This is a genomic window from Chryseobacterium sp. FG46 (assembly GCF_057809135.1).
Genome location: NZ_JBMDJJ010000003.1, coordinates 169,532 through 181,465, shown reverse-complemented (window position 1 = coordinate 181,465; position 11,934 = coordinate 169,532). Strand labels below are relative to the sequence as shown.

At 36.3% G+C, this 11,934-nt stretch carries 16 protein-coding genes; 8 read left to right on the top strand and 8 right to left on the bottom strand.

Annotated features, from left to right (window positions below; all coding sequences use genetic code 11):
• Nucleotides 1-86: 86 nt before the first annotated feature.
• From rimM to ACODR7_RS03690, 8 genes are all read right to left on the bottom strand, one after another.
• Complete coding sequence (rimM, locus tag ACODR7_RS03725) at nucleotides 87-629, bottom strand: ribosome maturation factor RimM (RefSeq protein ID WP_488837376.1); 543 nt, start codon at nucleotides 627-629, stop codon at nucleotides 87-89.
• Between the two features lie 14 nt (nucleotides 630-643).
• Nucleotides 644-1,210 (bottom strand): 30S ribosomal protein S16, encoded by a 567-nt coding sequence (locus tag ACODR7_RS03720; protein WP_076596322.1) that lies wholly within the window; start codon nucleotides 1,208-1,210, stop codon nucleotides 644-646.
• 116 nt (nucleotides 1,211-1,326) lie between these two features.
• Complete coding sequence (locus tag ACODR7_RS03715) at nucleotides 1,327-1,911, bottom strand: hypothetical protein (RefSeq protein ID WP_488837374.1); 585 nt, start codon at nucleotides 1,909-1,911, stop codon at nucleotides 1,327-1,329.
• A 1-nt stretch (nucleotide 1,912) separates the two neighbouring features.
• A complete protein-coding gene (locus ACODR7_RS03710; RefSeq protein WP_110367113.1) occupies nucleotides 1,913-2,422 on the bottom strand; it encodes a nitroreductase family protein in 510 nt (169 codons plus the stop codon).
• Between the two features lie 46 nt (nucleotides 2,423-2,468).
• Nucleotides 2,469-3,104, bottom strand: coding sequence for a DoxX family protein (locus ACODR7_RS03705; protein ID WP_488837372.1), 636 nt, complete (start codon nucleotides 3,102-3,104; stop codon nucleotides 2,469-2,471).
• Nucleotides 3,105-3,221: 117 nt separating this feature from the next.
• Nucleotides 3,222-3,671 (bottom strand): GreA/GreB family elongation factor, encoded by a 450-nt coding sequence (locus tag ACODR7_RS03700; RefSeq protein WP_488837371.1) that lies wholly within the window; start codon nucleotides 3,669-3,671, stop codon nucleotides 3,222-3,224.
• A 203-nt stretch (nucleotides 3,672-3,874) separates the two neighbouring features.
• Nucleotides 3,875-4,405 (bottom strand): SRPBCC family protein, encoded by a 531-nt coding sequence (locus tag ACODR7_RS03695; RefSeq protein WP_488837370.1) that lies wholly within the window; start codon nucleotides 4,403-4,405, stop codon nucleotides 3,875-3,877.
• Between the two features lie 310 nt (nucleotides 4,406-4,715).
• Nucleotides 4,716-6,173: an alpha-L-fucosidase gene (locus ACODR7_RS03690; RefSeq protein ID WP_488837369.1), complete on the bottom strand. Its 1,458-nt coding sequence runs from the start codon at nucleotides 6,171-6,173 to the stop codon at nucleotides 4,716-4,718.
• 191 nt (nucleotides 6,174-6,364) lie between these two features.
• On the opposite strand from ACODR7_RS03690, the gene ACODR7_RS03685 reads away from it, so the two are divergent.
• The 8 genes from ACODR7_RS03685 (at nucleotide 6,365) to ACODR7_RS03650 (ending at nucleotide 11,930) form a co-directional block, all read left to right on the top strand.
• Entirely contained in the window at nucleotides 6,365-8,413 is a 2,049-nt protein-coding gene (locus tag ACODR7_RS03685) for a M3 family metallopeptidase (RefSeq protein WP_488837367.1), read from the top strand.
• Nucleotides 8,414-8,527: 114 nt separating this feature from the next.
• Nucleotides 8,528-8,947: a DUF1801 domain-containing protein gene (locus tag ACODR7_RS03680; protein ID WP_488837366.1), complete on the top strand. Its 420-nt coding sequence runs from the start codon at nucleotides 8,528-8,530 to the stop codon at nucleotides 8,945-8,947.
• Nucleotides 8,948-8,994: 47 nt separating this feature from the next.
• Nucleotides 8,995-9,378 carry a tetratricopeptide repeat protein gene (locus ACODR7_RS03675; RefSeq protein ID WP_488837364.1) on the top strand — a complete coding sequence of 128 codons (384 nt, stop codon included), beginning with the start codon at nucleotides 8,995-8,997 and terminating at the stop codon, nucleotides 9,376-9,378.
• Between the two features lie 27 nt (nucleotides 9,379-9,405).
• Nucleotides 9,406-9,606, top strand: a complete 201-nt coding sequence (locus ACODR7_RS03670) for a YqaE/Pmp3 family membrane protein (protein ID WP_488837362.1) — start codon at nucleotides 9,406-9,408, stop codon at nucleotides 9,604-9,606.
• Between the two features lie 163 nt (nucleotides 9,607-9,769).
• Entirely contained in the window at nucleotides 9,770-10,096 is a 327-nt protein-coding gene (locus ACODR7_RS03665; protein WP_488837360.1) for an ArsR/SmtB family transcription factor, read from the top strand.
• Nucleotides 10,097-10,124: 28 nt separating this feature from the next.
• Nucleotides 10,125-10,628 (top strand): SRPBCC family protein, encoded by a 504-nt coding sequence (locus ACODR7_RS03660; protein ID WP_488837358.1) that lies wholly within the window; start codon nucleotides 10,125-10,127, stop codon nucleotides 10,626-10,628.
• A 3-nt stretch (nucleotides 10,629-10,631) separates the two neighbouring features.
• The gene (locus tag ACODR7_RS03655; protein ID WP_488837357.1) at nucleotides 10,632-11,045 is read left to right on the top strand and encodes an SRPBCC family protein; all 414 of its coding nucleotides are present in this window, start codon (nucleotides 10,632-10,634) and stop codon (nucleotides 11,043-11,045) included.
• A 153-nt stretch (nucleotides 11,046-11,198) separates the two neighbouring features.
• A complete protein-coding gene (locus tag ACODR7_RS03650) occupies nucleotides 11,199-11,930 on the top strand; it encodes a class I SAM-dependent methyltransferase (RefSeq protein ID WP_488837356.1) in 732 nt (243 codons plus the stop codon).
• The last annotated feature ends 4 nt before the right edge of the window (nucleotides 11,931-11,934 follow it).

The following is an 11,934-nucleotide window of genomic DNA, read 5'->3' as shown; positions in this document are numbered from 1 at the left end:
AGCTAACGAACTGTTGAGGGATATTTTTATGAAAAAGGGTATTAAAAAAAAGCAGGAAATAAAAACTTATTTGCTTATTGTAAAAACTATTCGTCTTTCTTTGAAGGAACAAGAAAAACATCAATAAGACCTTCAGGAAGTTCCATTTTGATGGTTCTTTCTTCTCTGTCCACTTCAAGAATCCAGTCTTTGATCATAGGAATAACCACTTCTTTCCCATCCAGATTGGTAATAAAATACACTTGTGCTGTCTGATCATTTACAGATCTGATCACGCCACAATTGTTATCATTTTGATCAAAAATCTCGAATCCGATGATTTCGTGGTAATAGAATTGTTTTCCTGAAAGTTTAGGCAGTGAAGCAAGTGGAAGGTAAACACTTTTACCCAACACCTGATCTACCATAGCCTCAGAAGAGTTTTTGAATGCAAGATTCAGAGCATCCAGTTTACTCCATGATGATTTTTCAATAAAAAATGGAACCAATAATCCGTTGATTTCAACGAATATTGATTCCAGTTTATTGTAAAGCTCGGGTTGATCGGTATCCAATTTAAGGATTACGTTACCCGCAAGTCCATGTCTGCGTGTGATTTTACCTAAAAAATAGCAATCTTCTTTACGCATAACAGGGTTTGTTCTTAAGCTTCAGTGTTTTCTTCAGTTTCAGCAGCAGGAGCTTCTCCTTCTGTAGCTTCAGCAACAACTTCTTCAGCAGGTGCGTTGGCAGCTTCTTCAGCAGCTTTAGCATCAGCTTCAGCTTGTGCAGCAGCAGCAACTCTAGCTTCGTTTACTTTTACTTCAGCTTCTAAAGCAGCTTTCTTAGCATCAGCTTTAGCTGTAGCTAAACCGTCTACTTTACCTTGTACTTTAGCATCTTTAGCTTCTACCCAAGCATTGAATCTTTTTTCAGCTTCAGCTTCATCAAAAGCACCTTTAGCTACACCACCTTGTAAGTGTTTTTTGTAAAGAGCACCTTTGTAAGATAAAATAGCTCTAGCAGTATCAGTTGGCTGAGCACCGTTGTTTAACCACTGTACAGCAGAATCAACGTTCAATTCGATAGTTGCCGGGTTAGTAATTGGGTTGTAAGTACCTAGTTTTTCGATGAATCTACCATCTCTTCTAGCTCTAGAATCTGCAACCACGATGTGGAAAAAAGGCTTTCCTTTTTTACCGTGTCTTTGTAATCTGATTTTTACTGACATAATGTTTGAATTTTACGGGAACTCGTCCCAGTTAAATATTTAAGAGTGCAAAGATAATAAAAAAGTTTGAAGTAAAAAGCTCTGAGTGAAAAGTTTTATAAATTCAAATTATTTTTTTAACTAATCAGTGCAAAAGAGAAGACTGTTGAAATAATAACAGAAATTAAAACAGCCATGAAAACAACAAAATTATCTCTTGTCTTTCCTGTAATCCCATAGATCACCAAATAGTTGATAATATAAGCAGGTATCATCAGAAAAAATGAAAACTGTCCGGTAGATGTAATCACAGCCTTTAAAAAAAGACTTCCAGTAAAAGAAGCTATTACAAGTCCTAAAAGGCTTTTGAAAATTATTTTCTTATCTATCTTATCGTTTTCTCTAACTTTTGAAAACTGATCAAATTTATTCAGAATAAAAATCTTCAAATCGCTGCTGCCAATCATTTCTGAAGAAATACTTTCAAGGATAGCATCTATATTTTCTCCTTCCTGTACTTTTTTGTGTACTTCCAATGAAATTCTCTCTTTTTCTTTGACTAATATTTTTCTGTATTCTGCTGCTTTTACAAATTCATCATAATTGAATTTCCGACTGATGGCCTCACGCAATTCATCATTGACTTTGCCCGTATGATCAGTCATATGAAGATAAGCGGCATGCAAATCTTCATCATTATAATTTCTGTAAATATTCTTCATTTTACACTTCACCCATATAGAAAAGTCCCAGACATTTCTGGTTTTCCTCAATAGTAAGAGAGTTTTTCAACTCGTCTACAATTTTGGGAGAACTCCAGTAGCACCCGATATTATTTGCAGTGCAGGTAAGATACATATTCTGTACGGCCATTGATGTGGCTGCTATTTCTTCCCATTCCGGAACCATACCGCTGAAATTGACTACGATAGAAACGACAACATTGGCTTTATTGATTTTGAAACCAATATCATTGTATTTTTTTTCCAGAAAAAGCGGTTCGGGTGTAGTGGCTTTATAGATAGCCTGCATTTCTGATGCCAGCTGTGCTTTTTCTTCCCCTTTGAATATTTTGAAACGCCAGGGTTTAGTACGTTTATGATTGGGAGCCAATGTAGCAGCGTTTAAAATCTCCTCCAAAACTTCCTGAGGTATTTCTGCGTCGGTATAATCCTTCGGAAAAATACTTCTTCTTTGCTCTATGATTTCTTTTAAAATGGATGCATTATTCATACCTGCAAATTTACAACATGAAATTCAATCCATTGCATTTAAAACGTCAACTATTGATAGCTATTTTATAATTTTTATACGCTTTATAATTACTTATGGTAAAGGTTATAAGAATGATTAAGATCAATAATATCCCCAGCCATTTTTCATATTCTTCTCCTTTCACAGGATTCAGCATATACAATGCAATAAAGCTTATAGCATACACCACTCCGGCCATTATCCAATTGCGACCGGGATCTGGATATTCTTTTACCACACTTGCCTTGTTATAATTAAAAATTGGAAGCAGTTTATGCTGGTCCCACACCATCAGTATGAGAACAGCTATCATCATTAAAGATGTTATCATCCATGTTCCAGTAAAGGAAAGGCTGATGGTAATGATCCATATATTAGTCAATATAGCCAGAAACATTAATGCTCCAAGTGTTGCGAAACGCTGTGTCATCAGTAGAATCCCGGCTGTTAGCTGTGCAAGTCCTAAGAAATTCCAATAAAAACCAGACCGATAAAGAGCTTCAAAGAAATACCCGATCGGATGCTCTGTTGAAATTCTTGTGAACCTCTCTCCCAATAGCTTTACCAGTCCTGACGGAAAAAAAGCAAAGCCCACCAGATACCTCAGATGTATAATTACCCAATGATTGAACCTGCTGGTTCTTAAATTATCAAATTTCATGGTTATATATTTCTGATGTCCAAAATATTAAATAAAAATAAAACTTCAAATAAATTTGAAGCTGTCTTTTATGATCCATTCATGATTTAGTTGTGAAGCAAAATTTGCTATTCACATTTATAATACTTCCACAATTTTCTGATGGATTTTGTTTAGGGTAAATTCATCGCCTGGTTTCATTCCAATCATTTTTTTTGCCATAGGACTTTCTGGAGATATCGCGTAAAACCTGTCTCCTTCAAAAAAGAATTCACCTAATGACACTGATATATAAAACCTGGCCTTGTTGGTGATGACCAGCGAGCCAAGCTGTACTCTTTCTGTAGCTGTATTCAGGACTTTTGCCATATTTATTTTAAGATCATTCAAAGCTCCCAGCTGTCGCTGCATCTGATAAATCTCCTCTTGCATCTCTTCTCTCATACTGTCATATTTCGGAGTTTTTTTGATGTCACGGCTGGCTTCAAGGGTAAATTCAATAAAGTTTTTAAGCTTTTCAATTTTCTCTGCAATGATTGTCTTCACAAAGTCTCTGATATCACTTTTTTCAAATACAATCTTCTCCATACAATCGATTCTTTATATAAAGATAATATTTTTAGAATAATATTTCAATATCGTAATGGAAAATAACTTTTGAAAAATGGACATTATCCGCAAAAATGAAAGTATAGAAGACTATGATTATACTCTATGAAGAATCATATAAAAAAAGCCCCTAAAAAGTGTCTATCTTTTTGGGGGCAGTCCAACTTTACAAGGCTTTCCTATTATTTTTCAGCAAGTTTCTTCAGATCATCTAATCCCTGACCAAACATTTTATCCATATTACTATCCATCATAGGCTTCATGATCTTCATTATGGTATTTAGTTCATTATCAATCATCCAGGTTACTTTTGTTCCGTTACCTTCGGGAGTTAATACGATGTTACTTTTAGCAGTTCCTTCAAAAGGTTCTATAAAATGAAGTTTGGTACTCATTTTCTGATTGGGCATCAGCTCAGTAATAGATTGTTCTCCTTCCCCTACATTTTTATCTCCTTTCCAGTGATAGGAATCTCCTAATTTATCTCCATTTCCCGAATAGGTAATGACAATGTTTTTATCGGCTTTGGAAAAAGGATCCCATTGGTTATATCCTTTTAAGTTACCTGTATAGGCCCATACTTTTTCCTGTGGTGCGTTGATAACAATAGATTTTTCATAGTGATAGTCTTTACTGAAAGTCAGTACGGCAATGACAGCATAGATAAGAATCAGTACGATGATAGTACCAATAATTTTTAAGAGTGTTTTCATAGTCTATAATATTTAAGGTTATTTATTTTAATAATAATTTTCAAATCTGTTCTAAAATTAAATAATCCCACATCACTCCATCTTTCCATATGACAAGATTAATTAAAATGTCCACAGCAGAACTTTAATAAAAGCCTAATATATTTGTTGACCTATTCCTTTTAGTAGTAATAATAGCTTCGACAGGCTCAGCCTGACAACGCTCAAAAATTCCGGCTGGTATTCGACTTGTCATCCTGAGCCTGTCGAAGGACTCTCAGTTAATCATTAATCTCGACTATTAATTAAAAGGGATAAATCAATATATTTATTATGGTAATGCTTTTTTATACAGCCCAAATTCACTTAAGGTAATGCATACCGGAGACTGTGTAATTGTAAGTCTCAGCTTTTTACAGGTAAGTGGCTGAGATAATTTGATTAGTCTTTTGGCTCCTATGCTTGTGCCTTCGTAGACCATCTTCCATGCATTATCCTTAAAAACTTCAATATAATAAGCTTCAATCCTTTGTCCTAAAGGAATAAATTCCTGCAGACTTATAATATCAAATTTCTGTTCCGACGGAAGATCCATTTCCAGAGTTGCATGATGCACATTATCTTCGGTAGCCCAAAAACTCTTTTTATCACCATCTAACAAAGCAGCTGATGTATGATCCTTATCTCTGGTATTACTTGATTTGATTACAGCTCCCTTTGCAAGATTACGGGAAAAAGTCTCTTGTACCATTGTACCGAAATTCTGTAATTCTTTAACATCATCTTCATGCAACTGGCCGCTGATATCCGGTGCCAACCCTAAATCTAATGCACCACCACGACCTACGCTATTGAGATAAAGGTCAAACAGAGCTTCTGCAGTTTTTGGGGCTTCCTCTGCATGAAAAAACCATCCTTTTCTAAGCGGAACATCACATTCAGCAGGCATCCAGAATTTTCCGTTCCGGATACCGGTGGGACTTTCCGGATAATTACCCTGGCCGGGAACAGCTTCATTACTGCCTTGAGGAGCTTTGGGAGTAAAAGTAGCCCAACTTGTTTCTGCTGCTTTACCATCTTCATTTCCTACCCATCTTATATCCCAGCCAACATCACTGAATATATTGGCAGAAGGCTGCATAGCCCTTGTAATAGCCCATATTTTTTTCCAGTCATAATACACGGCATTGTTAATTGTTCTTTTTTCTCTGGCTCCTCCATAATAGCCATCGCCTCCGTTGGCACCATCATGCCAGCTTATAAACAGTTTACCATAATTACTGTACAATTCTTTCAGCTGAGCCTTGTAAATATCAAGATACTTTGATGTTCCATATTCAGAATTGTTCCTATCCCATGGAGAACAGTAAATTCCAAACTGCAATCCATATTTTTGCGTAGCAAGCTGCATTTCTTTCACCATATCTCCTTGCCCGTTCCTGAAAGGGCTTTTGGATATATTGTATGCTGTTGTATGAGTGGGCCAAAGGGCAAATCCGTCATGATGCTTAGCCACCAGGATCAATCCTTTCAGGCCGCCTGCTTTGGCTGCTTTTACAATCTGCTCGGCATCGAATTTTGTAGGATTGAAAATCTTCGGATCAGCATCACCGTACCCCCATTCTTTATTCTCAAAGGTAGTGGGTGTAAAATGTACTATCCCATAAACTTCAATATCATGCCAAGCCAATTGTCTTTCAGAGGGAGTTGCGCCATAAGGCTGAATTGCTTTTTGTGCATTCGCAAAACTGCACAGAAAAAAAAAGGAAAAAATTGTTTTCTTTATCATTGTTTGTGTTCAAAATTATAATTGATGATCAATCAGTCATTTCTCCAAATAGTTCTTATGACATAACTAAATTAAATCAAACTAAAGTTAATGCATTTTTGTCATAATTTGACATTCAGGCATTATTTTTGACGATTTTAGCTGTGATTGTCCATGAATTAATATAAATTAACTTGATAAAAAATCAAAAAATGAATATTTTAACTGAAAAATTTAACACTCCATATCATTCAGCACCCTTCAATATCATTAAAAATGAAGATTATCTTCCGGCATTTAAAGATTTAATTCAACAATCTGAAACAGAAATTGATGCGATTGTCAATAATTCTGAAGCTCCTACTTTTGAAAATGTTATCGAAGCATTGGCATATTCCGGAGAACAGCTGGATGTTGTATCCAATATTTTTTTCAATTTAAATTCTGCAGAGACCAGCGATGAAATCCAGCAGATTGCCCAGGAGGTTTCTCCGATCTTAACAGAATATTCTTCAAAAATTTCTCAAAACGAAGCCCTTTTCAACAAAATCAAGAAAGTATATGATGAAAAGGAAAAATATAATCTGAATGAAGAGCAGGAAATGCTTTTGAATGAGACCTACAAAGGTTTTGTAAGAAGCGGAGCTTTACTCAATAATGAAGACAAAGAAAAATTAAAGAAAATCAGCATGGAGCTTTCTTTAAAATCTTTACAGTTCGGACAAAATGTACTGGCTTCCACCAATGCTTATTTTAAACATATCACTAATAAAGAAGATCTTGCAGGAATTCCTGGGGCGATCATTGATCAATATGCTGAAGAAGCGAAAGAAAGGAATCTTGAAGGCTGGGTGGTCACTTTACAGTATCCAAGCTATATTCCATTCATGACCTATGCTGAAAACCGTGAACTGAGAAAGGAACTGGCTTTAGCCAATGGTAAAAAATCTTTCGATGGTGGTGAATTTGACAATCAGAATTTGATTAAAGAACTTCTGAATTTAAAACAACAAAAAGCTGAACTTTTAGGATATAAAAACTACGCTGATTTCGTTCTTGAAGAAAGAATGGCCAAGTCTCCGGTAAAAGTTTTGGATTTTTTAAATGAACTTCTCACCAAAGCAAAACCGTATGCTGATAAAGAAATTGAAGAATTAAAAGCGTTAGCAAAAGCTGACGGAATTGAGGAAATGCAAGGTTACGACCATGCATTCTATGCTGAAAAACTTCGTAAGGCGAAATTTGATCTTAATGATGAAGAATTAAAACCCTATTTTCCGTTAAACCAGGTACAGGATGCTGTATTCGGGCTGGCTGGAGAACTTTTCGGACTGACTTTTGAGGAAAGAAATGACATTCCAAAATACCACGACGATGTAAAAGTATATGAAGTAAAAGAAATTATAGCGGTTTCCAGTAAAGGAAAGACAGAATCTGATTATAAGGCATTATTATACGTTGATTATTTTCCGAGAAAAGGAAAAAGAGCCGGCGCATGGATGACCAGCTACAAAAACCAATACAAGCGAAACGGGGAAAATTCCCGTCCTCATATTTCCATTGTCTGCAACTTCAGCAAACCGACAAAAGATACGCCTAGCTTACTGACTTTCCAGGAAGTGACTACTTTATTCCATGAATTCGGGCATGCTCTTCACGGAATGATGGCAGATACTCAATATCCTACTCTTTCCGGAACTTCTGTGAAATGGGACTTTGTAGAACTTCCGTCACAGTTTCTGGAAAACTTTTGCTATGAACCTGAGTTCTTAAAGACTTTTGCAAAGCATTATAAAACAGGAGAAGTTCTTCCCGACGAAAAAATTGAAAAAATCGAGCAGTCTAAAAACTTCATGGAGGGATATCAGACTTTAAGACAGCTAGGTTTCGGACTTCTGGACATGAACTATCATACAAAAGTGGCAGAACTGGAGAACGAAAGCATCAAAGAGTTTGAAGATAAGTATACCAAAGCAACCACTCTTTATCCATCTAATTCAGAAACGGCAATGAGCCCAAGTTTTTCCCATATTTTCCAGGGAGGATATTCTGCAGGATATTATTCTTACAAATGGGCGGAAGTTCTGGATGCTGATGCGTTCCAGTATTTCAAAGAAAACGGAATCTTCAATCCTGAGATTGCTGCCAAGTATAAAGTATTGCTTTCTTCGGGTGGAACTAAAGATCCGATGGAACTTTACAAAAACTTCAGAGGCAGTGAACCGAAAGTAGAAAGCTTGCTGAAAAGAGCGTTTGGATAACTTATAAGGACTGATTCAATAGATCAGGAAAATACTATATAAAAAGAACAGCAATTGCTGTTCTTTTTTGTTTTAAATTAGTCGCTCGATAATCTCAAAATCAATTCCTGATCTATGACCACCCAAGAACAAATTCAGGACTATATCAACAGCCAACCGGAAGTGAAACGTAATGATATGCAGGAACTCCATCAAATCATTCTCGAACTCATACCGGATTGCCAGCTGTGGTTTCTGGATGGTAAAAACAGTGAAAATAAAACCGTTTCCAATCCCAATATTGGATATGGATCATATACCATGCTGTATGCAGGTGGAAAAACCAGGGACTTTTATCAGATTGGAATGAGCGCCAATACAACAGGTATTTCCCTTTATATTATGAATATCAGTGATAAAACCTATTTATCTAAAACCTATGGAGAAAAAATAGGTAAAGCCAGCGTCACTGGATATTGTATTAAGTTCAAAGCATTGAAAGATATCAATATTGAAATCCTGAAAGCTGCCATACTGGATGGACTTAAAGAGTAAAAAGCTAAATTTGCATCTTATAAGCATTCATTCTGTAATTTTAAATAATGAGCACAATAACAACAAGATTAGAAAACGTAAAAAAACTTCAGGCTAAAAGGAGGGAAAATGAAGACCATTGGGATACTTTAAACGATCTGTTAGTGAAAGAATTAGATGAAATTTTATTGATTGAACCTGAAAATACTGCGGCTTTAATCAATATTGGTGCAGTTTACTCTGATATGGGAGAAAACGAAATGGCTCTGGAGTATTTAAAAAAGGCATTACATTTGGGTTCTAAGGACAAAAATCTTTTTGTAAATCTTGCCATTGTGCTTGTTTATATGGAGAAACATCAGGAAGAGTATTTGGAATATCTTGAAGAAGCGGAGCATAAAACGGAAGACCCTCTCACTTTTAAAGCCTATTTCGATCCACAGTCCCGTTAAAAATCAATTCATTAAAAACGAAAAATCATGTTACTAGCCATATTACTCCCATTCTTATCTTTCATGGTCCGTGGAAAAGTTCTCACCGGAATCGTATGTCTGATTTTACAGATCACTCTGATCGGATGGCTTCCTGCTGCTATCTGGGCCGTACTTTCTTTAAACAACGAAAGAGCTGACAAAAGAAATGACAGATTGATCAAAGCTATGCGGGAAAACAAAAGGTAAAGCCTACTCAAAAACAACACAAACAACTGATTTAAAATCAATTAACAAACACCATCTATTATTTTCTAGTTTTTGATTTATAATTTTTATCATAAAAACTTGCGAAACCGAAAAGTTGCATATATATTTGCAACCATATGGTTTCGTTTAAAAATCATCATCTATGAGAAGAGATATTTTCCAGGCAATAGCAGATCCCACACGCAGGGCTATTATTGCGCTGATCGCAGTACAGGCTATGACACCCAATGCCATTGCAGAGCATTTTGATACCACAAGACAGGCTATTTCAAAACACCTTAAAATATTGACGGAATGTGAATTGGTGACTCAAAATCACCAGGGAAGGGAAATTTATTACTTGTTAGAAATTGATAAGATGAAAGAAATAGATCATTGGCTGGAACAATTCAGAAAAATCTGGGAAAGCCGTTTCGGGCAGCTTGATACTTTACTGGCCACATTAAAAAGCCAGCAGAATAAAATTTAATACAACTACCAAACTATAAAATAGTATTATGAAACATCATCTTCAGTTCGATTTTCTTGCAGACAAAGAAAAGAACACCTTAACGATCAGACGTGAGTTTATGGCCAACCGACAATTGGTATGGGACTGTTACACAAAAAGTGAACTTCTGGACCGCTGGTTTGCCCCGAAACCACTGACCACAAAAACAAAATCAATGGAATTCCGTGAAGGCGGACACTGGCATTATGCAATGGTAGAACCTAGCGGAACCGAATACTGGGGCTGGGTAGGCTACCACAGAATCAACCCGATTGATTCTTATACTTCCAGCGATGCATTCTGTAATGAAAAAGGAGAAATCAACACAGACCTTCCTCAGGCAGAATGGGTAGTCACTTTCACGGATAAAAATGAAAACACCCTTGTAGAAACTATTGTCACCTATCAATCCTTAACTGATCTGGAAACCATTATCGAAATGGGTATGGAACAGGGAATGATAGCTACATTGGAAAAACTTGACGAATTATTACTCACATTAAACCCATAAAAAATGAGCCAAAAAATCACAGTTTCTGCTACCATTAATGCAGATGCAAAAAAAGTATGGAATTATTACACAAATCCCGAGCACATCACCCAATGGAACTTTGCTGATCCTTCATGGCAGTGTCCTTCTGCTTCCAATGATATGAAAGTAGGTGGGAAATATGCGGCAAGAATGGAAGCTAAAGATGGAAGCTTCGGTTTCGACTTTGAGGCTGTATATGACGAAATAAAAGATGGGGAAAGCTTTAAGTACACTATGACGGACGGAAGACAGGTTCAAGTTGATTTTAAAGAAAAAGAGGGTCAGACTCATGTAGATGTAGCTTTCGATCCGGAAAACCAGAATCCTGAAGAAATGCAGAAAGGAGGCTGGCAGGCCATTCTCGATAATTTCAAAATATACACAGAATCGAATTAAAAAATTCTCCCATGAGGATTGATATAAAGCTGAATCTTTTAGATTCAGCTTTTACTTTTTCAGTGATTAGAAAACCCTGAATTTCAATAATGTTGTACATTTACTTTTCAAAGTCTGAATGGCTGAGTTTAGAGAACCTCAATTTTTGAAGCTATGAAAGAAAATAAATACGATAATCCATCTTTTTTTGACCAATACGAAAAAATGCTCCGTTCTCAAATAGGACTGGAAGGAGCCGGAGAATGGCACACACTGAAAAATATGCTGCCGGATTTTGAAGCAAAAACTGTTCTTGACCTCGGCTGTGGCTTCGGATGGCACTGCCGCTATGCTATGGAAAATGGAGCAAAATCTGTGATCGGAATTGATCTTTCAGAAAAAATGTTATCAAAAGCTAAGGAAATCAACAATTTTGAAGGAATTCATTATGAAAGAAACGCTCTGGAAGATGTTGATTATCCTGCGGAAAAATTTGATGTAATACTCAGCTCACTCACATTACATTATGTAGAATCATTCGATGCTATTGCTCAGCACATCTACACATGGCTTACTCCCGGCGGAAGTTTTGTATTTTCAGTGGAACATCCTGTATTTACTGCGGAAGGCGGTCAGGACTGGACATATGATACAAATGGTGAAAAAATCAGCTGGCCCGTAGACCGATATTTTATAGAAGGAAAAAGAAACACTACTTTTTTGGGTGAAAATGTGATCAAATACCACCGTACTCTAACTTCTTATCTAAATACATTATTAAAGTATGGTTTCAAAATAAAAGAAGTCATCGAGCCAAAGCCAAGCCCGGACATGTTGAAAGAAATTCCTGAGATGAAAGAAGAACTCCGCAGACCCATGATGTTACTCATTTCTGTTTCCAAATAATTTT

Coding starts and splice junctions, on each gene's coding strand:
- ACODR7_RS03665 (WP_488837360.1), top strand. CDS start 9,770: ATGAGAAGAGATATTTTCCAGGCAATAGCAGATCCCACACGCAGGGCT.
- ACODR7_RS03695 (WP_488837370.1), bottom strand. CDS start 4,405: ATGAAAACACTCTTAAAAATTATTGGTACTATCATCGTACTGATTCTT.
- ACODR7_RS03705 (WP_488837372.1), bottom strand. CDS start 3,104: ATGAAATTTGATAATTTAAGAACCAGCAGGTTCAATCATTGGGTAATT.
- rimM (WP_488837376.1), bottom strand. CDS start 629: ATGCGTAAAGAAGATTGCTATTTTTTAGGTAAAATCACACGCAGACAT.
- ACODR7_RS03700 (WP_488837371.1), bottom strand. CDS start 3,671: ATGGAGAAGATTGTATTTGAAAAAAGTGATATCAGAGACTTTGTGAAG.
- ACODR7_RS03690 (WP_488837369.1), bottom strand. CDS start 6,173: ATGATAAAGAAAACAATTTTTTCCTTTTTTTTTCTGTGCAGTTTTGCG.
- ACODR7_RS03650 (WP_488837356.1), top strand. CDS start 11,199: ATGAAAGAAAATAAATACGATAATCCATCTTTTTTTGACCAATACGAA.
- ACODR7_RS03715 (WP_488837374.1), bottom strand. CDS start 1,911: ATGAAGAATATTTACAGAAATTATAATGATGAAGATTTGCATGCCGCT.
- ACODR7_RS03675 (WP_488837364.1), top strand. CDS start 8,995: ATGAGCACAATAACAACAAGATTAGAAAACGTAAAAAAACTTCAGGCT.
- ACODR7_RS03720 (WP_076596322.1), bottom strand. CDS start 1,210: ATGTCAGTAAAAATCAGATTACAAAGACACGGTAAAAAAGGAAAGCCT.
- ACODR7_RS03685 (WP_488837367.1), top strand. CDS start 6,365: ATGAATATTTTAACTGAAAAATTTAACACTCCATATCATTCAGCACCC.
- ACODR7_RS03655 (WP_488837357.1), top strand. CDS start 10,632: ATGAGCCAAAAAATCACAGTTTCTGCTACCATTAATGCAGATGCAAAA.
- ACODR7_RS03710 (WP_110367113.1), bottom strand. CDS start 2,422: ATGAATAATGCATCCATTTTAAAAGAAATCATAGAGCAAAGAAGAAGT.
- ACODR7_RS03680 (WP_488837366.1), top strand. CDS start 8,528: ATGACCACCCAAGAACAAATTCAGGACTATATCAACAGCCAACCGGAA.
- ACODR7_RS03660 (WP_488837358.1), top strand. CDS start 10,125: ATGAAACATCATCTTCAGTTCGATTTTCTTGCAGACAAAGAAAAGAAC.
- ACODR7_RS03670 (WP_488837362.1), top strand. CDS start 9,406: ATGTTACTAGCCATATTACTCCCATTCTTATCTTTCATGGTCCGTGGA.